We start from the raw sequence: 18,775 nt of genomic DNA on the forward strand, positions 1-18,775 counted from the left end.
GATATCGAAGGGTTAGAAATTACAATGCTATGCGAAACGGGCCGCAAATATCGGAAAAAGTCTGGCATCCACCAAGCCTTTGCTCCTATTTTGTAGAAGAAGAGCTATTTGCAGGCCGTTGGGCGCGGGTTTTCCAGGGGCAATGCCGGCAGCCGCTGCCGCAGCAAGTGCCCCGGCGCAGGTGGTACTGCTCGGTAAATACCAGGTAGCCTTCCGGCGTATAGTAAAAATCGCCGGCTTGCAGCGGCTGGGGAGTAGCGGGCATGGGCCGCAAAGTTAGGGCCTTCCCATTGCCCTAAAGGCTACCGTTATCGTAAGGGACAGCTGCAGGCAGGCAGAGAGGCTACTACCAGCCTGCTGGTTAGCACGTATTGCTTCTTATATCCTCACGCCGACATGCTGCGTCTGTTCCTATACCTTACTTTATGCACCCTGCCGGGCATGCCGGCACTGGCCCAGCCGGCCCGGCCGGTTGTGCTTACCGAACCCCCGGGCACTGAAGCCGGGCGCCGCGCGCTGGCCACGGCCGACGCTGAGATTGCCGATGCCGTGCGCGAGGCACGGCGTACCCTGCCACAGGCCCGCAAGCGCTTTCAGGCCGGGCTGCCCGCCGGAGCCGAGTGCCAGCTGCTGGTGCGCGTGGTGGCCGGCGACACTCTTTTCCGCCCTACCCCGGTCCGCGTCATTGGCTGGCGCGACGGCAAAGTGCAGGCTTTGCTGCCTTTGGCCACGGCTAGCGACAAAATACCCGTCAGCTTCCCCGAATCCGCCGTTCTGGACTGGACCATCCTGCGGAGCGACGGCCGGGAAGAAGGAAACTTCGTGGGCCGCTACCTCGAAACAGCCCGCAACCTGGAAGGGCTGCGGCTGCGCTAAGGCCCCGCCGCTTCGGAACCGGACAAAACGCAGGATATATGCTGTTTTTCAGGCATCGCGCTTTTCCTTTGTTCCATGAAAACACTTTACACCCTGTTGCTGACCGCCGGCACCCTGCTGCCCGCCGTGGGCCGCGCCCAAACCACTCCCACTGCGGCTGAGAGAATCAAGCCCCTGCTGTTTCTGGAAGGCCAATGGAAAGGCCGCGGCTGGATAATGCTGGGCCCGGGCCAGCGCAGCGAGTTCAACCAAACCGAAAAAGTAGAGCAAAAGCTCGGGGGCAGCATTATAGCTATTGAAGGCCGGGGGACGGACCCCAACGACGACAAGCGCGTGATTCACCACGCTTTTGCTACCATGGCTTACGATGCGCCTTCGGGTACGCATCGCATGCGGGCCTACAAGGCCGATGGCAGCTACATCGACGCGCTGGCCACGGTGAACCCCAACGGCAGCGTGAGCTGGGGTTTCGACATGCCCAAGGCCGGCAAGGTACGCTTCACCATGGAGCTGAACAGCAAAGGGCAGTGGCACGAAACGGGCGAGTTCTCGCCCGACGGCACCAAGTGGTTTCCCAACTTTGAGATGACGCTCGATAAAGTGAAAAGTGAAAAGTAAGGAGGCAAAAGCTGACCAATCTCTAGCTCTACCCTTTTCACAAGAGCAGTTTCGGGGGCAGGAGCTAGCTGCCGTGTATCGCGGACTCTGCGAGTTCGCCCGGTTCAACGTTCACACGGGCGGACTCGCAGAGTCCGCGATACACGGCCGGCAAACCGCTCTAAGCATGACCCTACCGAGCATTTTCGCGTACTTTTAGCCTGTTTCATTCCCACTCCATTTCTATGCAAGCTTCCACCCTCGCCCCCACCACCCGCTCGCAGCAGTACATGCAGCTCGAAGACCAGTACGGTGCCCACAACTACCACCCCCTGCCCGTGGTGCTGAGCCGCGGCCAGGGCGTGCACCTCTGGGATGTGGAAGGCAAGCAGTACTACGACTTTCTGTCGGCCTACTCGGCCGTAAACCAGGGCCACTGCCACCCGCGCATCATCGGCGCCCTCACCGAGCAGGCCCAGAAGCTTACGCTGACTTCCCGCGCCTTTTTCAACGACCAGCTGGGCGCGGCCGAAAAGCAGCTTTGCGAGCTGTTCGGCTACGACAAGGCCCTGCTGATGAACTCGGGCGCCGAAGCTGTGGAAACGGCCCTGAAGCTGGCCCGCAAGTGGGGCTACCAGGAAAAAGGCATTGCCCCCAACACGGCCCGCATCCTGGTGGCCGAGCACAACTTCCACGGCCGCACCACGGGCATTATCTCCTTTAGCACCGACCCCGACAGCACCGGCGGCTTCGGGCCCTACAACCCCGGCTACGAGGTGGTGCGCTACGACGACCTGGCCGACCTGGAAGAAGCTCTGCAAGACCCGCATGTGTGCGCCTTCCTGGTGGAGCCCATTCAGGGCGAAGCCGGCGTGGTGGTGCCCAGCGAAGGCTACCTGAGCAAGGCCTACGAGCTGTGCAAGGCCCACAACGTGCTATTCATCGCCGATGAGATTCAGACCGGCCTGGGCCGCACCGGCAAGCTGCTGGCCACCCACTACGAAGACCTGCGCGCCGACATCATCATTCTGGGCAAAGCCCTGAGCGGCGGCGTGCTGCCGGTATCGGCCGTGCTGGCCGACGACCACATCATGCTGACCATTCAGCCCGGGCAGCACGGCTCCACCTTTGGCGGCAACCCCCTGGCCTGCGTGGTGATGCGCGCGGCCCTGGACGTGCTGCAGGAAGAAGGCCTGACCGAGAATGCGGCCCGCCTGGGCGAAATCTTCCGCACCCGCATGCGCCGCGTGATGGCCCAGCGCCCCGAAGTAGTGGAGCTGGTGCGCGGCCGGGGCCTGCTCAACGCCGTGGTCATCAAGCCCCACCCCGACGGCCGCACGGCCTGGGACGTATGCGTGACGCTGATGGAGCGCGGCGTGCTGGCCAAACCCACCCACGGCGACATCATCCGTTTTGCGCCCCCGCTGGTGATTAACGAGCAGCAGCTGCACGAGGCCTGCGACGTGATTGAGCAGGTTATTCTGGAGTTTTAAGTTGTTAGTTGACAGTTGTCAGTTGTCAGTTCGTTCTTACAATACAGCTATCAGAACGGCCTGACAACTGACAACTAACAACTGACAACTGACAACTAACAACTGACAACTAACAACTAACAACAACCTTCCCCCATTCAATATCATCAAAATGCGGACGCTGCTGGCTTTTGCATTGCTGCTTATCGGCCTGTACGCTACGGCCCAGGCTCAGACCACTCTGCCAGAGTTTAAGCTGACGGGGCACAGCCTGGTGCTGCCAGCGCCGCTTGCATTCAAGCCCGGCACGGCCGAGCTTACTCCCGGCAGCACGGCTGGCCTGGAGCATATCAAAAAGTATCTGGAGCAAAAAACCTACATCAGCCTGCTGCGGCTGGAAGGGCACGTTGCCGAAAAAGCGGCCACCGACCAGGCCTTAAGTGAGCAGCGGGCTCAGGCTGTAGCAGCCTGGCTGGTGGCCCACGGCGTGGAATGCCGCCGCCTGCTGCCCGTCGGGTTTGGCAGCACCAAACCGGCCGGCACCACCCCGGAAGCCAATACCCGCATCGAAGCGGTGAATACCGCCCTGCGCGACCGGCCCATCGGCGGACTGCCGGTGGATGGCGGAGGCCGGGTGGTAGACGCTGCTTGCAAGCCGTGATGGCGGCCAACCTCTCCTACTGGGAGCAACAGTCCTTTTTCGGGCCCGCCGACGTGGCCGTTATCGGGGCCGGACTGGTGGGCCTTACGGCCGCCCTGTACCTGAAGCAGCAGCGCCCGCAATGGCGCGTGGTGGTGCTGGAGCGCGGGGCCCTGCCCAGCGGCGCCTCCACCAAAAACGCCGGCTTTGCCTGCTTCGGCTCGATTTCGGAGCTGATTGAGCAGGAAAAGCGCGGCGACCTGCAAGCCGTGGTGGCGGCCCGCTACGAAGGGCTGCGCCGCCTGCGCGAGCTGCTGGGCGATGCGGCCCTGGACTACCGCGCCGTGGGCGGCTACGAGCTGTTCCGGGCCGATGAAGGGGAGCTAGCCCGCGAGTGCCTGGCCAGGATAGCCTACTACAACCAGCTGCTGGCCCCCATCACCGGCCGGCCGCTCACCTTCCACGATGCCAGCGCCGAGGCCGGCCGCTTTGGCTTCGGCGGGGTGCGCACCCTGCTCAGGAACGACTGCGAAGGCAGCCTCGACGCGGGCCGCATGATGCGCACGCTGCTGGGCCGCGTGTGGGCCGCCGACGTGCCGGTGCTGAGCAGCTGCGGGGTGGAAAGCCTGGAGGCGCCCGCCAGCAACCGCAGCGGGCCGGTTTTGCTTCACCTCAGCAACGGCGCCCGCCTGGAGGCCGGGCAGGTGCTGCTGGCTACCAACGCCTTCGCCGCCGAGCTGTACCCCAGCCTGGCCGTAGCGCCCGGCCGCGGGCAGGTGCTGGTAACCGAACCCCTGCCGGAAGTAAACCTGCCGGGTACGTTTCACTACGACAAAGGCTACGCCTACTTCCGGCAGCTGCCCGACGGCCGCATCCTGCTCGGCGGAGGCCGCAACCTGGACTTTGCCGCCGAAGCCACCACCGCGCCCGGTCTGACGGCGCCAGTGCAAGCTTACCTGGAAGGGCTATTGCACGAGGTGATAGTGCCGGGCCGGCAGCCCCGCGTCGACTACCGCTGGAGTGGGGTGATGGGCTTCGGCCCGGAGCTGGCCCCGGTGCTGGACTGGGTGGCCCCTGGCGTGCTGGCCGCGGTGCGCTGCAACGGCATGGGCGTGGCCATGGGCGCGGGCACTGGCTGGCGGGCCGCGGGGATGCTGGCGACAAACCCGGCCGGCTAAGGCCGAACAAAACGCCCTAGCTTTGTCGTATCCTGCGGAAGTCAGCTGTTTTTTTACTTATGCCCCTCTCCTACTCCCGCTTTTTCAGCTTGTGCCTGGCCTTTCTTCTGCTGAGCATGCTGGCCGGCTGCCGCAGCGAGCGGGTAGTATTTCACTTCGGCCCGGAGGCCGGCGCCCACGTGCCGCTAGCGGCCGAGCCTGCTTTGCCCACGCCTTCGGCCGTTGACGCTCTGCCTGCTGCTCAGTCAGAGTCTATGGTTAACGCTCAACCTGTATTAAGCCAGGCGGCTAAGTTGCCTCACCAACGGGCGGTGCGCAGAGTAAGCGGGGGCTTTGCTGCTAAAGGCACATTGCCCCGCCAGAAGGAGGCCATGCGCCACCTGCTAAAGCGGCACCGGGCCCCTGCCTCTGCCTCCGTACAGGCCCCGGCTGAGCAAGGCCTGGGGCGCATTTTCTTTTTCGCCTTGTTTCTGGTGCTGCTCGTGCTGGCCGGCATTACCTGGGGCATTGCGGCGCTGGCGGGTATCAGCGCGTGGAAAGCACTGGCTTTTCTAGGCCTGGGTGTGCTGGCACTTTTCCTGATAAAAGCAGTGCTGGAGCTGCTGGGCAACAATTAATACTCCACGAGCAGGAAAATAACGAGACCAGGCGCCTACCTTTACCGGTACTGGGCCTAGGTAAATTCTTATTTCTGCTATGCTTTCTCACTTCTCCCGCAGCCGCTGGCTTCTTGGTTTTATGCTTTCGCTGCTAGCCCTGGGAAGTGCCGGCTGCCGCAGTGAAAAGGCTGTTTTCGTGTTTGCCCCTGGCACCGGCAGCTTCGCAAATCCCCAGCCTCATACCACTGCGCCGGCCCCGGTGGCAGCAGCTGAGCTTGCAGCGCCCCAAGCCCTGGCCCCGGCCCCACCAGTTGCTGCGGCTGCTGAACCCCTGCCATTTAAAGCGAAGCCGGCAGCACGTAGCCAACGCGCCCCGCTACGCTTCGTCACGACCAAAAAAGCAGCGGGCAGTCCTTCAGCAGCCCGCGCCCAGGCCAGCGCCGACCGCCATCCGGCCGAGCGCATCCTGCTCTGGAGCGGTGTTGCCAGCACTGCGCTGGGATTTATTCTTACTTATATCGGGGGCAATACCGTGCCGATAAGCCAGGGGCTGCTGAGCATTGCCCACGCCTTCTTCTGGCTGGGAGCGCTGCTGCTCATCGGCTGGTTTGTTATGCTGCTGCTGCGGGCCAGCAAGGAATAGCCAAGCCTCATGCTTATGCCCCTGCGCCTCCTCTTACCTTTCTGCTTGCTGCTTCTGGCTGGATGCCGCAGCGAGCGGGTGGCATTCAGTTTTCAGCCGGAACCCTTGGCAGCTGAAGCCCCCATCCTGCCTCATCAGCAGCTCATGCCAAGGCATAACGCCACCTTTGCCGCACCCACGACGGCCGCAAAGCCTCAGCTCAGCAGCTACCAGCGAGTGCTGCCACGTCCTGTCGGGGCAGCCTCGCCCCGGGCCAAGGTGCGCAGAAGCCAGCGGCTGCTCTCGACACACCAAACCGCTGTTTATTCCCTTCGCAAGCCATTGCGCGCAGCTTTTCGACACCGCACCACCACCCAGCTGCCGGCTACCAGCTCCGGCGAATCCGGCTTTCTGTTAGCGCTGGGCGCCATCTGCATGCTGGGCGGCCTTATCTGCCTGCTGATTTCCCTGTTTATGCTATCCGGCACGCTGGCGCTGACGGGTCTGGGAGTACTGGCGTTGGGCGTACTGCTGTTCTCGGCGGGCTGGGGCAGCGGCTGGGCGTTTGGCTGAGCTGCCGAACGGCGCAACCTTACCTTTGCGGGCGCTGTTTTACCCCGTCTTATCAACCCTATTTCCTAGTGTCCCTCCTTCCCACCCACCGCCCCCGCCGCAACCGCAAGTCGCAAGTAATCCGCGACATGGTGCAGGAAGCCCGCCTCACCACCCACGACTTCATCTACCCGCTTTTCCTGATGGAGGGCCAGAACCGGACCCTGGAGGTGAAGTCCATGCCGGGCATACACCGCTTCACTGCCGACCGCATCATCGACGAAATCGGGCAGTGCGTGGAGCTGGGCATCAACGCCTTCGCGCCCTTCCCTGGCCTGAGCGACGCGGTGAAGGACCGGCTGGCCCGCGAGTCGGCCAACCCCGACGGGCTGTACCTGCGCACGGTGGCCGACATCAAGCGGCAGTTCCCGGACGTGGTGCTGATGACCGACGTGGCCATGGACCCCTACTCCAGCGACGGGCACGACGGCGTGGTGGATGCCGAAAGCGGGGAAATCCTAAATGATGCCACCCTGGAAATTCTGGCCCAGATGGCCCTGGCCCAGGCCCGCGCCGGCGCCGACATCCTCGGCCCGTCCGACATGATGGACGGCCGCGTGGGCTACATCCGCGAGGTGCTCGACCAGAACGCCTTCGCCCACGTCAGCATCATGAGCTACACGGCCAAGTACGCCTCGGCCTTCTACGGCCCCTTCCGCGACGCCCTGGACTCAGCCCCCAAGCGCGGCGACAAGAAAACCTACCAGATGAACCCCGCCAACAAGCGCGAGGCCCTGCGCGAGCTGGCCCTCGACGAGCAGGAGGGCGCCGACATGGTGATGGTGAAGCCCGCCCTGAGCTACCTCGACGTGATTCATGCCGTGAAGGAAAAAACCAACCTGCCCGTGACGGCCTACAACGTATCGGGCGAGTACGCCATGGTGAAAGCCGCCGCCCAGCAGGGCTGGCTCGACGGCGAGCGCACCATGATGGAAGTGCTGCTCAGCATCAAGCGCGCCGGCGCCGACGCCATCCTCACCTACTTCGCCAAGGAAGCCGCCGCAGTGCTGCGCCGCGGCTAATTAGTTGTTGGTTGTCAGTTGTCAGTTGTCAGTATTGTTCTGATAGAGCAGCCGGCAGAACAAGCTGACAACTGACAACCAGCAACTGACAACTACTACCAACATGACCCGCCGCGCTACCGAAGCCGACCTGCCCGGCATCCTGGCCCTGATAAGCCGGGTGGTGCCGCTGATGAATGCCAGCGGCAATATGCAGTGGACCGACGACTACCCCAACGAGGCGGTTTTTCGGGAAGACATTGCCCAAAGCCAGCTCTGGGTGGCCGAGCTGGGCGGCAAGGTGGTGGGCGTAGCTGCCCTCACCCGCGACCAGGACGCCGAGTACGCCGATGCCGACTGGGACGTGACCGAGCCCGCGCTGGTGACGCACCGGCTGGCCGTAGACCCGGCTGCCCAGGGCCAGGGCGTGGCGCTGGCCCTGATGCAGGAAGCCGAAGACGAGGCCCGCCGCCAGGGCCTACGCGTGCTGCGCGTGGATACCAACTCCGAGAACCTGGCTACGCAGCGCCTGTTTCCTAAGCTGGGCTACCGCTTTGCGGGCGAGATTAAGCTGGCCTTCCGGCCGGGGCTGCGGTTTTTCTGCTACGAGAAGCGGCTGGAGTAGGGCTTATTTCATGGCCAGCGGAAAGTCCTGGCCCAGCATTCTGCGAAGCTGGTTTTCAACGCTGGCCTCATCCAGCGGCTCCTGCTCGGCCATTGGTGGAGTCTGGTTGAAGTACACGACTTGCCGTTGCTGGCGGTCGTAGATAAGGAAGTAAATATCTGACCTTGCTTTAACGGAGACGGGCACAACCATGCCCATGGTAAGCAGCCCAACCCCGATGGTTTTTGCCAACTGCCCGCTGTAGTTCTCCGAGGTGCGGGTGAAGCCCCGCAGGGCCGTGAGCAGCACATAGCGGGGGCCCGGGCCAGCCAGCAGATGGTCGATGGCGGGTAAGTTGGCGCTGGTTTCCAGCCGCTGCCGGTACGCAATGCCCTCGGCGGCCCGAAAAATCTGCTGATATGCCTGCTGGTACAACGAGTCCGGGATATGCAGCTCGTGGGTAAGGTGCAGCTCAGCCCGGTGCCGGGTCAGCAGCCTTCGCATTATTTCAGTGGCCTGGGCGGTAGCTTCCTCATTTGGCTTGGGCAGGTTGCCCTTCTCAATTAGGCTAACCGCGGCTATTGGTGAGGCGAAAGTCATTTCCTGGCCTGCAGACGGTTGAAACCCCGCTCGCAACAGCCCCGACGAGGTTGCACAGGAAGAAAGCAGGCCAGTCAGGAGCAGAAGGGTGTAAAGCAGCCGCATATACGAGCAGGTTGAGAACGTTGGGAGCCTGCCAAAGCGGCGTACCTAGCGAGTAGAGGAGTAAGTCTGGCCGGCCGGGGCGGCCTGGGGAAGCTCAAACTCACTGCTCAGCAAGCGCCGGAGGTGCCGCGCGGTTTGCCGGGAATTATGGGGCTGGTAATTTTTGCTGGTTTCCTGCGCGTACACAATGCGCTGCTGCTGGTTGTCGTAAATCATCACGCACAGCGCCGTGGCCGACTTAATGGGCGGGGGCACGGCCACCGGCTGGCCAGCGGGGTCGAACATCGCCCCGGTGTGGGCGCTTCTTCCGCCCACCATGGCATAGTTGTCAGTTGAGCGGGCAAAGCCCTGGCTGAACAAAACCATGGTGTAGCGAAAGCCCGACAGGCCGGTTAGCTGATTAAGCAGCGGCATCCGCACCGAATCGGGGTTCACGCGGGCTCGCATTCCCAGTACGGCCCGGCGAATCTCCCTGGTCAGGGCCGGGCGCTCCAGGGAGTCTATTACCACCTCCGATACCAGATGCAGCGGGGTGCGAAGCGTAAGCAGCGCCTGCTTATCGACCCGGGCCACCATGGACGAGAAAAACGGGTCGGTACGCGCCAGCAGCTGGTAGCCTACCAGGTAAGAAGCCGAGCTTAGGGGAGTGGCAAAGCTCAGCTCCGTCGTGGCGCTGGGCCGGAAGGTCGGACTGGTATAGCTCGTCAGCTTTCGCGTACAGGAAACGGAGCAGAAAAACAGGCAAAAGAATAGAAGCAGAACAGGGCGCATCCTGTAAACATACTCCTTTTCAGCCATTAATTTCGCTTGAGCGGCCAGCGGCTCAGGCGCCGGCTGCAGGGCTAGTTGGCCGTCAGGTTGAAATCCTTGCCCAGCATGCCGGTGAGCTCCTTGTAGATAATTTCTCCGTTCTGAGCCAGGGGGTCTTTCTCGGTGGGAAAATTCGCTTTGTGGTACACAATGGCACTCGTTTGGGCATCGTAAATGAAAAGCCCCAGACGAACCGAAGCACTGGGCGTGACGGGCACCAGCATTCCCATGCTCAGCAGGCCGATGCCGAGGTCGCGGGCTACCATGGCGCGGCGGTTGGCAGGTGTGCGGGTGAAGCCCCACACGCAGCTCACGAGGCAGTAGCGCTGCTGGCTGGTCATCAGGAGGCTATCCAGCCAGGGCTGCGGCTGGGCCATGGTGGCCTTGCGCCGGCTTTCCAGCAAAGCCACGGTGCGCAGCGTGTTGCGGGCGATGGCCTTGCGCGCGCTGCTGTCGGGCGGCAGCTTTACCAGCCCGGTGAGGTGAAGCTTGGCATCGTGCTGAAAAAGCACCTGCTGCAGCATCTCGGCGGCATCGCTCGAAGCGTCGGGGTCGAATGCGGCCCGGTTACCCTGGCCAATCAGGCTGACAAGGCCTACCGGTGGCAGCACCAGCATCTCCTGGATATCGGCCGGCCGGAACCCGCCTGCCGGGCGCTGTGCGAACCCGCTGCAGATTATGGCAGACCAACAAATCAGCTTCAGTAGGTGTGAACGCATAAGCGGAAAGCAGAATGTGGGTACAAAGCCAAATTTATGGACTTTCAGTCGGCATCCTTACCAGCTCAGCTGTTTTTACACCCCGGCATACCGCACCATTAATCGGGCAGCGCAAAGGCGGCCAGCTCTGCCAGCTCCTGGGCCAGCTGCCGCTCCCAGGTTTCCTGCTTATCCAGATACAAGCCATAGTTGGTTTCGTCGGCGTACTGGATGTGGCGCCTGCTTGCTTCCTCACTCGCCAGCCGAAACAGCTCGCCGGTATCGGGCTTGCCTATTAGCGCAATGCGGCGGGCATTGGCCCGCAGCTCCTTTCTTAAGCGGCGGGCCGCTACCTCGCTGATATCCCACAGCGTTTGCATATATCGCAGCTGCTCGTTCATATCCTCGCGTCCGGCCGAGTCGAGATAAGATGCCGACGTGTTGAACAGGTTCTGAACCACGGCATTGACCCGCTTGCTTAGCAGGTCGTAGGCGTTGCCGTCCATTTGCAGGCCGATGTTGCCGATGCTTTGGCGCAGGTTGTTTTTAGAACGCAGCTTTAGCTGAAAGTCAGCCACCTGCAGCCGACGAACGGCGCTCCAGCGCAGGTAACCTGCCGGCAGGGGCTTGCCCGGCTGAGCTACCCCAAGAAAACCGACCAGCAACAGGCAGCAGGTTAATACCAGGCGACTACTCATCGGCTGAAGGTGATAGAAGTTGAACGCCACTGCCCTACCTCTCAAACGGCCAGCGCCCCAGCCGCCGGCTCCAGAGCAGAAACACCACCACGCCCAGGGCAATAACGGTGAGGCCCGACAGCATAAAGCTCACGCCGGTACTGTAAAAAATCAGCAGCCACACGGCAATGGCCAGCAGCACCGGCAGCGGGTAGAGCGGCATCTTAAACGGCAGCGACGCCGTGCCGCGCCGGCGCCGCAGCAGCATCAGCCCCACGGCCTGGCCCACGAACTGCACCAGAATGCGCATGGCCAGAATGGCCGTAATCACCTCGCCCAGGCGGAACAGCAGGCTGAACACAAAGCCCACGCCGCCCAGGATGAGCAGCGACACGTGGGGAAAGTTCTTGGTGGGGTGCAGCCGCCCGAAAAACGAGAGAAACTCGCCGTCGGCCGCCGCCGCGTAGGGAATGCGCGAGTAGCCCAGCAGCACCGCAAACAGCGAGGCAAAGGCCACCAGCAGCACCAGGGCCGTAGCCGCCTGCGCCGCCGCCGGCCCGTACAGCCGCTCCATAAATACGCTGATGATAAACTGCGACTTGTCGGCCCCCGCGCCCGCGCCGCCGGCCTGCCAGCCCTGTACTTCCTGCCAGGGAATGACCGTGCCCACGCTCCAGTTCAGCAGCAGGTACAGGGCCATGATGCCCAGGATGCTGAGGAAGATGCTGCGCGGAATGATGCGCTGGGGGTTGATAATCTCGCCGCCCAGGTGGCACACGTTGTAGTAACCCAGGTAGGAGTAGATGGTTTTGATGGCCGCCTGCCCCATAGCCGCCGACAGCAGCACGCCCGGTAAAGCAGCTGCGCCGCCGCTGGGCAGCCAGGCTACTTCGTGATTGGCGTGGGTGAGGCCGCCGAAAATCAGCCAGCCCATGAGGCCGAGCACGCCCACCCACAAGGCCACGCCCAGCCGACCAATGTCTTCGATGCGGCGGTAAAGCAGCAGGATAAGCAGCAGCACCACGGCGCCGCTCACCATTTTCGGCTGCCACCATTCCGTCATCGGCACGAGGTAGCCGAAGTACTGGGCAAAGCCGATGGCACCCGAGGCCAGCACCAGCGGCGACTGCACCAGGGTCTGCCACACGTAGAGAAACGACATCAGCCGGCCCCACTTCTGCTCGCCATACGCCAGCTTGAGAAAGCGGTAGGAGCCACCGGCTTCGGGGTAAGCCGCGCCCAGCTCGCTCCAGATAAGGCCGTCGACCAGGGCCAGGCCCGCGCCCACCAGCCAGGCCAGCAGGAAGTTGGGGCCCATAAAGCCCATCACGAGCGGCAAAGTGACAAAGGGGCCGATGCCCACCATGTCAATCATGTTGAGAGCGGTAGCCTGCACCAGGCCCAGGCGACGCTGTAGAGAGGGTTGCGACATGGGGGCGAAGGTAGAACGAGTACCGTGAAGCCGGGCTTCATCTCGCCCGTGTCCGGTCGCCGCAGGTTGAAGTGGTGGGCGGCTTACGGGGCCGGGCGGGAATGGAATTCCGTGTTTCGGCAGAATCTAAGCTCAACCTTAACCCTGGAGCCATTTTTCCGGTATGGAGGAACTTGGCCTGCTCCCAAGGCTATACCTCCATCTCACCTTATGCAGAGCACTTCTTCCAACCCTTTCCGCTCCTTCTGGTGGGGCGGCTTCGAATGCACCGACCAGCTCAACTGCTTTGGACACCGCGTTGATTTTCTACCCCTTACCGGCCACCTGGAGCTGATAGACCAGGACTATACCGCTCTGGCCCCGTTTCATGTGCGCACCGTGCGCGAAGGCATCCGCTGGGCTCAGATTGAGAAGACGCCCTACCACTACGACTTCAGCACGGTGAAAGCCATGCTGGCCGCCGGCAAGCGCCACGGCATTCAGCAGGTGTGGGATTTGTGCCACTTCGGCTACCCCGACGACCTGACCCCGTTGCACCCCATGTTTGCCCGCCGCTTTGCCTCGCTGTGCCGGGCCTTCGTGGATTTTTACCGCAGCGAGCGGCCCGACGACACGCTCATCGTGACGCCCATCAACGAGGTGAGCTTTATTTCCTGGCTGGGCGGCGATGCCAAGGGCACCTCGCCCTACTGCCACGGCCAGGGCTGGCAGGTGAAGTACGCGCTGATGCGGGCCTACATCGAAGGCACCTATGCCCTGCGCGAGGCCGACCCCGGCATCCGCCTGCTCACCACCGAGCCGCTGGTGAACATGGTGCCCCCGCGCAATGCCACGCCCCAACAGCGCCGCGGCGCCTTCCACGCCCACGAGTGCCAGTTTCAGGCCACCGACATGCTGGTGGGCCGCATGTGCCCCGAGCTGGGCGGCAGCCCCGACTGCCTCGACATCGTGGGCTTCAACTACTACTACGACAACCAGTGGCAGTACGACAACTGCCAGCGCCTGGGCTGGAACGACCCGGTGATGGACCCGCGCTGGACGCCCCTGCACAAGCTGCTGCGCAAGGCCTACAAGCGCTACGGCCGCCCCTTTGCCATCACCGAAACCAGCCACCCCAAGGAAGACCGGCCCCTCTGGCTGAAGATGATTGGCCGGGAGTGCGCCAAGGTGCTGCGCGAAGGCCTGCCGCTGTGGGGCGCCTGCCTCTACCCCATCATCGACCGCCCCGACTGGGACTTCCCCGACCGCTGGCACCAGTCGGGCCTCTGGGATGCTGACCTTAGCACCACGCCCTTTACGCGGGTGCTGCACGAGCCCAGCGCCATGGCCCTGCTCAAAGCCCAGGCGCTGATTGCCGGCATCGAGCCCAGGGTAAAGCGGCCCGTCATCAGCGCCCAGGTGCTGAGCGCGCCGGCCCTCACCACGGTTGCCGAGGGGGCCACGCGGGAAAGCTTACCCAGCATCACGGACATTATTCAGCCGAACTAGTGCTCAGTCAGGGAATTTGTTTAACAAAATAAAGTAGGTTGGAGTTGGGCGCTTATGGCACGTCCCCTTACTCCCTTTACCCTGCCGGCCGCAGACCAAGCCGCCCTGGAAGATTTCACCCGCACGGGCTGCCGGCCAGTGCGCGCTGTGCGCCGGGCCCAGGCGCTGCTGGCCCTGGCCCAAGGCATTGGCCAGCAGGCGGCTGGTCAAGCCGCGGGCTTGAGCCGCCAAACCGTGAGCCAACTGCGCCGCCGCTACGAAAAAGCGGGCTGGCAGGCGGCCCTGGCCGAAGCGCCGCGTAGCGGCGGCCCGGCACAGTTCACCGGCACCCAGCGGGCGGCCGTCACGGCGCTGGCCTGCACCCCGGCCCCGGTGGGCCATAGCCGCTGGACCCTGCGCCTGCTGGCCGATAAGGCCGTCGAACTGGAACTGGTCGGGACCATTTCGCACGAAACGGTGAGCCAGGTGCTCAAAAAAACGAGTTGCAGCCCCACCGCCAGCAGCACTGGTGCCTGGGGGCGATGAACGCGGCTTTCGTGGCGCGCATGGAAGACGTGCTGGCGGTCTACGAGCGCCCCTACGATGCGCGCTTTCCGGTGGTCTGCTTCGATGAGCGCCCCTGCGTATTGCACGGCCAGCCCGTCGGGCCCCTGCCCCCGGTACCCGCCCAGCCCGCCGGGGGCGAGCAGCCGGCCAAACCGGGCCGGCCCCGTCGCCAGAGCAGCACCTACGTGCGCCAAGGCACGGCCTGTTTGCTGGCCGCCTTCGAGCCGGGCACCGGCCAGCGCCTGGTCGAGGTCTCGGCCCGGCGCACCGGCGCCGACTACTGCCGTTTTATGCAGCGACTGGTCGCCGCGTATGCGCAGGCCGAGAAAATCGTGTTGGTGCAGGACAACCTCAACACCCACACCGACGCCGTGTTCTACCAGCACCTGCCCGCCGCCCAGGCCCGCGCGCTGGCCGCCCGCTTTGAGGTCCATTACACGCCCAAAAATGCTTCTTGGCTCAATATGGTCGAACTCGAACTCTCGGCCATCGCCCGCCAGTGCCTGCACCAACACATTCCGACCCAGGAGGAACTCACCGCTCACGTGGCGGCCTGCGTGGCCGAGCGGAATGCGGCCCGGGCTACCGTAAAATGGCAGTTCACCCTGGAAAAAGCCCGCGTCAAACTCGACCGCCACTATCAGAAAATTAGGTCAACCAATTCCCCTGACTAAGCACTAGGCCAAGGCAACAGGCTAGGGCGTAGTTTAACAAAAAGCGCATTGCCTCCGGTCAGGGCCGGAAGCAATGCGCTTTTTTTAGCAAAATTTTCTACTAATAATTTTGGCAAAAGCTATCTGTGCAGCTACCTTTAGGCTGTGAATACAACGGCTTATCTCCCCACTCCTATTGGCACCCTGCGCCTTACTGGTAGCGACGCCGGGCTAAGCGCCGCCACCTTTGTTGACGAGCAGCTTACTACTGCCCTGGCCGACGTGCCGGCTTGCCTGCGCGAGGCTCACCGGCAGCTGCAGGCCTACTTCGGGCGGGAGCTGCGCGAATTTCGGCTGAACTACGCCCCGGAGCTCGGCACCGCGTTTCAGCGCCAGGTGTGGGCGGCGTTGCTGGGCATAAGCTATGGGGAGACGGCCTCCTATCTCGACGTGGCCCGCCTGCTGAACAACCCCGGCTCGGTGCGGGCCGTGGGCGCTGCCAACGGGCAGAACCCGCTGGCCATTGTGTGGCCCTGCCACCGCGTGATTGGCGCCAACGGCAGCCTGACGGGCTATGCCGGTGGGCTGCACCGCAAAAAATGGCTGCTGGCGTTTGAGCAGCCGCTGCCGCCCGGCGGCCTGTTTCGCTAACCTGAACCACCTTCCGCAGCCATGACCTTCACCGAAACCTTCGAGCAGCTCCGCGCGGCCGGCTCGGCCCAGACCCGCAAAACCTACCAGCGCCACGGCGCCGGCGACAACCTGTTCGGTGTCAGCTTCGCCACCTTCGGCCAGCTGAAAAAGAAGTTTGTAGGCCGGAGCAAAGACCCCGGGCACGCCCACGAAGTAGCCCGCGAGCTGTGGCAGAGCCAGAACCTCGACGCCCGCATCCTGGCCACCATGATTGCCGACGCGGCTCGCCTGAGCGAGGCCGAAGCCCGGACCTGGGTCGCCGACTGCCAGTGGCACGGCCTCAGCGACGCCCTGGCCGAGCTGCTCGTCAAGGCTCCATTTGCTGAAAACCTGATGCAGGCGCTATTTGCCTCCGACCAGGAGCTGCCCCAGCGCATTGCCTACGCCATGCTGGGCCGCCTCGCCCAGCAGTCTGAAACGCACGACAACCCCTACTTCGCGCCCCGCCTGGCTCACATCACAGCCCACATCCACTCGGCCCCCAACCGGACCCGCGAAGCCATGAACAACTGCCTTATCGCCATCGGCAGCCGCAACGAGGCGCTGCGGGCCGCAGTTGAGCAGGCCGCCGACCGCATCGGCCCGGTTGTCATCGACCACGGCGACACCGCCTGCAAGACCTTCGAAGTCAAACCCTACCTGGCCAGAATATGGGCCAGAAAAGAAGGCAGGGCGTGTTGATGTGCTGATTGTTTGATGTGCTGATGAGGTGATGAGGTGATGGGGTGATGGGGTGATGAGGTAAATAGAACGTCATGCTGAGCGAAGTCGAAGCATCTTGCCCGCAGCAGTAACTCCTTTTGACTGGGTTTACTCTCGTGGTAAAGATGCTTCGACTCCGCTGCGCTCCGCTCAGCATGACGTTCTTATTGCCACATCAGCACATCAGCACATCAGCACATCAAACAACCAGCACATCAAAAAACCAGCTTGCGTAGCTCCTGATAAATGATATTGTTTTTCCAGTAGAGCATCAGCACCATGGGAATGTGCTTCTTGCCGGGCAGCACCTTATACAGTGGGTCCTGCCCCACGGCCTGCAGCTGCTTGCGAAAGCGCGCCGTGCTGCTGCTGATGCTGGGGTAGGTTTTTTCCCCCAGGAAAATAAGAAAGGGCGGCAGGCCGGGCCGCAGCTTGTAGATAGGCGACATCTGCTTCCAGCCCGCCGGGGTATCGCCGAAAGCATCGTGGTACTCCCGGTCGCCGGCCGCCTTGTTCATCAGGAAAGTGTACATGTCCAGCCCCCCGGGGTCGTCGAGCACCACGCCGCTGAGGGCATTCGGCGGCAAGCCGTGGCGGGCCTGCAGCTCCTGGTCGGTAGCCAGCAGGGCGGCCAGTCCGCCCCCGGCCGAGTGCCCCATGGCGTAGACGCGGGCCGCATCGCCGCCGTACCGGCCGATGTGCTGGCGCGTCCAGGCCAGGGCCCGGGCGCAGTCGTCGGCCATCTGCGGCACCTGCACGGCTGGCGCCAGGCGGTAGTTGATTACTACGGCTACTATGCCCTGCCGGGCCAGCCGCCGCCCCACAAACGTGTAGATGTTCTTATTCCCGCTGTTCCAGGCCCCGCCGTGAATGAAGATGACTACCGGATGCCCGGCGCCAGTGGCAGCTTTTCTGGGAGCATACACATCCAGGCGGTGGCGTTCGGGGTCGAAGCCCGGGGTAGAAGATTCTACGTATGCCACATCCCGAAACCGGCGGCTGGGCCGGGCACTCCCATCACAGGCTACCAGTAACAGGGCTAGCAGCAGGGCAGCGGGCAACACAGCAATGAGACGAGGCATGGGGCTTAAGCGTCAGCGCCAAGAAAAGTGCGACTACCCTACCTACGCCGGCCGGCGGCGGGCAGTTTGACCAGCAGCAAAAACCACAAGCCCGCCAGAGCTAAAACCAGGGCCTGCCCTGTGCCCTATCTTTGTCTTGCCTGGGCTATACCCCGGCATTGCTTTTTACCTCATTCTCTCGAACGTGCCTGCTTTAAAAACCCTGCTTTGGGGCACCCTGCTGGCTGCCCTGCTCACCGCCCCGGCTGCCCACGCGCAACGGAAACCCGGGAACAGCGCTGCTCCCGGCACTGGGGAAACTCCACCCCGTCCGGCTCGCCTGCAGCCCTTGTTCGGGGGGCTGCCTGCTGCTGAAGCCGCCCGGCTGTTTGGCCCCGCCCGGCTTGAGGCCATTGCGGCCAGCTTCGCTTCCCGGGCCGAAGCCAGCACCTTCTTTGCCAACAAGGGCTTTGAATACCTGAGCGAGAACCAGCCCGACACCGCCACGTACCGCTTCAACCTGGCCTGGCTGCTGAACCCACAGAATGCCAGCGCCTACCGGGGCCTGGGCGTAGTGGCCAGCGCCCAGCCTACTCCCGATGCCGCCATCGCCCTGCTCAGCCAGGGCCTGGCCCTGGCCCCGGCCGACGACCTGCTGCTCAGCGACCTGGGAACCAGCCATCTTATCCGCTACGGCCTTAGCAAAAAGAAAAAAGACCTGAGCACCGGCACCGAGCTGCTGCAACGCGCCACCACCGTGGCCCCCACCAACGGCGTGGCCTGGCAGCAGCTGGCCCGCGCCTACTACTACCAGGAAAAGTACCTCCAGGCCTGGGAAGCGGTACACAAAGGCCGCAGCGTCGACATGAGCAGCATCGACTTCGGCCTCATTCCTGAGCTGCAGGCCAAATACCCCGACCCGCAGGGTATGTTTAAGTAGCCGGCTGCCGTCGGCGGCTGGCGGAACAACACTGTTTACCAATCCAGGAAGCGGGAGAAGCCGCACCCTCGGCTGCTGGCTTCAATAAAAAGCCACGGCAGGCGTTTGCCCCAACCTTGGCCCTGTCAGGGCCAAAGTACGTACGCTCCCTTTTCCTTTCCACCTCACT

General features: G+C 63.2%; 23 protein-coding genes. 16 read left to right on the forward strand and 7 right to left on the reverse strand.

Annotated elements, in window-relative coordinates:
* Positions 1 to 85: 85 nt before the first annotated feature.
* Entirely contained in the window at positions 86 to 265 is a 180-nt protein-coding gene (locus tag ABD919_RS12760) for a C1orf53 family protein (RefSeq protein WP_345236403.1), read from the reverse strand.
* Positions 266 to 396: 131 nt separating this feature from the next.
* On the opposite strand from ABD919_RS12760, the gene ABD919_RS12765 reads away from it, so the two are divergent.
* From ABD919_RS12765 to ABD919_RS12810, 10 genes are all read left to right on the forward strand, one after another.
* Positions 397 to 876, forward strand: coding sequence for a hypothetical protein (locus ABD919_RS12765; RefSeq protein ID WP_345236404.1), 480 nt, complete (start codon positions 397 to 399; stop codon positions 874 to 876).
* Between the two features lie 75 nt (positions 877 to 951).
* Entirely contained in the window at positions 952 to 1,494 is a 543-nt protein-coding gene (locus tag ABD919_RS12770) for a hypothetical protein (protein WP_345236405.1), read from the forward strand.
* 224 nt (positions 1,495 to 1,718) lie between these two features.
* Complete coding sequence (rocD, locus tag ABD919_RS12775) at positions 1,719 to 2,966, forward strand: ornithine--oxo-acid transaminase (protein ID WP_345236406.1); 1,248 nt, start codon at positions 1,719 to 1,721, stop codon at positions 2,964 to 2,966.
* 151 nt (positions 2,967 to 3,117) lie between these two features.
* Positions 3,118 to 3,606: an OmpA family protein gene (locus tag ABD919_RS12780; RefSeq protein WP_345236407.1), complete on the forward strand. Its 489-nt coding sequence runs from the start codon at positions 3,118 to 3,120 to the stop codon at positions 3,604 to 3,606.
* A complete protein-coding gene (locus ABD919_RS12785; RefSeq protein WP_345236408.1) occupies positions 3,606 to 4,763 on the forward strand; it encodes an NAD(P)/FAD-dependent oxidoreductase in 1,158 nt (385 codons plus the stop codon). Before ABD919_RS12780 ends, ABD919_RS12785 begins: the two co-directional genes overlap by 1 nt.
* 59 nt (positions 4,764 to 4,822) lie before the next feature.
* Positions 4,823 to 5,380, forward strand: coding sequence for a hypothetical protein (locus ABD919_RS12790; protein ID WP_345236409.1), 558 nt, complete (start codon positions 4,823 to 4,825; stop codon positions 5,378 to 5,380).
* Positions 5,381 to 5,501: 121 nt separating this feature from the next.
* The gene (locus ABD919_RS12795; protein ID WP_345236410.1) at positions 5,502 to 6,005 is read left to right on the forward strand and encodes a hypothetical protein; all 504 of its coding nucleotides are present in this window, start codon (positions 5,502 to 5,504) and stop codon (positions 6,003 to 6,005) included.
* Between the two features lie 144 nt (positions 6,006 to 6,149).
* The gene (locus tag ABD919_RS12800) at positions 6,150 to 6,557 is read left to right on the forward strand and encodes a hypothetical protein (protein ID WP_345236411.1); all 408 of its coding nucleotides are present in this window, start codon (positions 6,150 to 6,152) and stop codon (positions 6,555 to 6,557) included.
* Between the two features lie 68 nt (positions 6,558 to 6,625).
* Entirely contained in the window at positions 6,626 to 7,618 is a 993-nt protein-coding gene (hemB, locus tag ABD919_RS12805; protein ID WP_345236412.1) for a porphobilinogen synthase, read from the forward strand.
* Positions 7,619 to 7,721: 103 nt separating this feature from the next.
* On the forward strand, positions 7,722 to 8,222 hold the full coding sequence (locus tag ABD919_RS12810; protein WP_345236413.1) for a GNAT family N-acetyltransferase: 501 nt from the start codon (positions 7,722 to 7,724) through the stop codon (positions 8,220 to 8,222).
* 3 nt (positions 8,223 to 8,225) lie between these two features.
* Here the strand turns inward: ABD919_RS12810 and ABD919_RS12815 are convergent, their stop codons facing one another.
* The 5 genes from ABD919_RS12815 to ABD919_RS12835 all read right to left on the reverse strand — a co-directional run bounded on the left by ABD919_RS12815 (position 8,226) and on the right by ABD919_RS12835 (position 12,523).
* Entirely contained in the window at positions 8,226 to 8,801 is a 576-nt protein-coding gene (locus tag ABD919_RS12815) for a hypothetical protein (protein ID WP_345236414.1), read from the reverse strand.
* Between the two features lie 150 nt (positions 8,802 to 8,951).
* Complete coding sequence (locus ABD919_RS12820) at positions 8,952 to 9,677, reverse strand: hypothetical protein (RefSeq protein WP_345236415.1); 726 nt, start codon at positions 9,675 to 9,677, stop codon at positions 8,952 to 8,954.
* Between the two features lie 71 nt (positions 9,678 to 9,748).
* Complete coding sequence (locus tag ABD919_RS12825; protein ID WP_345236416.1) at positions 9,749 to 10,435, reverse strand: hypothetical protein; 687 nt, start codon at positions 10,433 to 10,435, stop codon at positions 9,749 to 9,751.
* A 98-nt stretch (positions 10,436 to 10,533) separates the two neighbouring features.
* The gene (locus tag ABD919_RS12830) at positions 10,534 to 11,112 is read right to left on the reverse strand and encodes a hypothetical protein (RefSeq protein ID WP_345236417.1); all 579 of its coding nucleotides are present in this window, start codon (positions 11,110 to 11,112) and stop codon (positions 10,534 to 10,536) included.
* A 34-nt stretch (positions 11,113 to 11,146) separates the two neighbouring features.
* Positions 11,147 to 12,523, reverse strand: a complete 1,377-nt coding sequence (locus ABD919_RS12835; protein ID WP_345236418.1) for an APC family permease — start codon at positions 12,521 to 12,523, stop codon at positions 11,147 to 11,149.
* 210 nt (positions 12,524 to 12,733) lie between these two features.
* Here ABD919_RS12835 and ABD919_RS12840 point away from each other — a divergent pair, with 210 nt between their 5' ends.
* From ABD919_RS12840 to ABD919_RS12860, 5 genes are all read left to right on the forward strand, one after another.
* Positions 12,734 to 14,011, forward strand: a complete 1,278-nt coding sequence (locus ABD919_RS12840; protein WP_345236419.1) for an amine oxidase — start codon at positions 12,734 to 12,736, stop codon at positions 14,009 to 14,011.
* A gap of 54 nt (positions 14,012 to 14,065) precedes the next feature.
* The gene (locus ABD919_RS12845; protein ID WP_345236420.1) at positions 14,066 to 14,536 is read left to right on the forward strand and encodes a helix-turn-helix domain-containing protein; all 471 of its coding nucleotides are present in this window, start codon (positions 14,066 to 14,068) and stop codon (positions 14,534 to 14,536) included.
* Positions 14,533 to 15,231 (forward strand): IS630 family transposase, encoded by a 699-nt coding sequence (locus tag ABD919_RS12850; protein WP_345236421.1) that lies wholly within the window; start codon positions 14,533 to 14,535, stop codon positions 15,229 to 15,231. Before ABD919_RS12845 ends, ABD919_RS12850 begins: the two co-directional genes overlap by 4 nt.
* 144 nt (positions 15,232 to 15,375) lie before the next feature.
* On the forward strand, positions 15,376 to 15,861 hold the full coding sequence (locus tag ABD919_RS12855; RefSeq protein ID WP_345236422.1) for a methylated-DNA--[protein]-cysteine S-methyltransferase: 486 nt from the start codon (positions 15,376 to 15,378) through the stop codon (positions 15,859 to 15,861).
* A 21-nt stretch (positions 15,862 to 15,882) separates the two neighbouring features.
* Entirely contained in the window at positions 15,883 to 16,584 is a 702-nt protein-coding gene (locus tag ABD919_RS12860; protein WP_345236423.1) for a DNA alkylation repair protein, read from the forward strand.
* A gap of 236 nt (positions 16,585 to 16,820) precedes the next feature.
* Here ABD919_RS12860 and ABD919_RS12865 read toward each other — a convergent pair whose 3' ends face one another.
* Positions 16,821 to 17,687: an alpha/beta hydrolase gene (locus tag ABD919_RS12865; RefSeq protein WP_345236424.1), complete on the reverse strand. Its 867-nt coding sequence runs from the start codon at positions 17,685 to 17,687 to the stop codon at positions 16,821 to 16,823.
* A gap of 184 nt (positions 17,688 to 17,871) precedes the next feature.
* Here ABD919_RS12865 and ABD919_RS12870 point away from each other — a divergent pair, with 184 nt between their 5' ends.
* Entirely contained in the window at positions 17,872 to 18,606 is a 735-nt protein-coding gene (locus ABD919_RS12870) for a tetratricopeptide repeat protein (protein ID WP_345236425.1), read from the forward strand.
* Positions 18,607 to 18,775: the final 169 nt, after the last annotated feature.

The organism is Hymenobacter saemangeumensis (assembly GCF_039541835.1).
Taxonomy (GTDB): domain Bacteria; phylum Bacteroidota; class Bacteroidia; order Cytophagales; family Hymenobacteraceae; genus Hymenobacter; species Hymenobacter saemangeumensis.

Coding starts and splice junctions, on each gene's coding strand:
- ABD919_RS12760 (WP_345236403.1), bottom strand. CDS start 265: ATGCCCGCTACTCCCCAGCCGCTGCAAGCCGGCGATTTTTACTATACG.
- ABD919_RS12765 (WP_345236404.1), top strand. CDS start 397: ATGCTGCGTCTGTTCCTATACCTTACTTTATGCACCCTGCCGGGCATG.
- ABD919_RS12770 (WP_345236405.1), top strand. CDS start 952: ATGAAAACACTTTACACCCTGTTGCTGACCGCCGGCACCCTGCTGCCC.
- rocD (WP_345236406.1), top strand. CDS start 1,719: ATGCAAGCTTCCACCCTCGCCCCCACCACCCGCTCGCAGCAGTACATG.
- ABD919_RS12780 (WP_345236407.1), top strand. CDS start 3,118: ATGCGGACGCTGCTGGCTTTTGCATTGCTGCTTATCGGCCTGTACGCT.
- ABD919_RS12785 (WP_345236408.1), top strand. CDS start 3,606: ATGGCGGCCAACCTCTCCTACTGGGAGCAACAGTCCTTTTTCGGGCCC.
- ABD919_RS12790 (WP_345236409.1), top strand. CDS start 4,823: ATGCCCCTCTCCTACTCCCGCTTTTTCAGCTTGTGCCTGGCCTTTCTT.
- ABD919_RS12795 (WP_345236410.1), top strand. CDS start 5,502: ATGCTTTCGCTGCTAGCCCTGGGAAGTGCCGGCTGCCGCAGTGAAAAG.
- ABD919_RS12800 (WP_345236411.1), top strand. CDS start 6,150: ATGCCAAGGCATAACGCCACCTTTGCCGCACCCACGACGGCCGCAAAG.
- ABD919_RS12810 (WP_345236413.1), top strand. CDS start 7,722: ATGACCCGCCGCGCTACCGAAGCCGACCTGCCCGGCATCCTGGCCCTG.
- ABD919_RS12815 (WP_345236414.1), bottom strand. CDS start 8,801: ATGACTTTCGCCTCACCAATAGCCGCGGTTAGCCTAATTGAGAAGGGC.
- ABD919_RS12820 (WP_345236415.1), bottom strand. CDS start 9,677: ATGCGCCCTGTTCTGCTTCTATTCTTTTGCCTGTTTTTCTGCTCCGTT.
- ABD919_RS12825 (WP_345236416.1), bottom strand. CDS start 10,435: ATGCGTTCACACCTACTGAAGCTGATTTGTTGGTCTGCCATAATCTGC.
- ABD919_RS12830 (WP_345236417.1), bottom strand. CDS start 11,112: ATGAGTAGTCGCCTGGTATTAACCTGCTGCCTGTTGCTGGTCGGTTTT.
- ABD919_RS12835 (WP_345236418.1), bottom strand. CDS start 12,523: ATGTCGCAACCCTCTCTACAGCGTCGCCTGGGCCTGGTGCAGGCTACC.
- ABD919_RS12840 (WP_345236419.1), top strand. CDS start 12,734: ATGCAGAGCACTTCTTCCAACCCTTTCCGCTCCTTCTGGTGGGGCGGC.
- ABD919_RS12845 (WP_345236420.1), top strand. CDS start 14,066: ATGGCACGTCCCCTTACTCCCTTTACCCTGCCGGCCGCAGACCAAGCC.
- ABD919_RS12850 (WP_345236421.1), top strand. CDS start 14,533: ATGAACGCGGCTTTCGTGGCGCGCATGGAAGACGTGCTGGCGGTCTAC.
- ABD919_RS12860 (WP_345236423.1), top strand. CDS start 15,883: ATGACCTTCACCGAAACCTTCGAGCAGCTCCGCGCGGCCGGCTCGGCC.
- ABD919_RS12865 (WP_345236424.1), bottom strand. CDS start 17,687: ATGCCTCGTCTCATTGCTGTGTTGCCCGCTGCCCTGCTGCTAGCCCTG.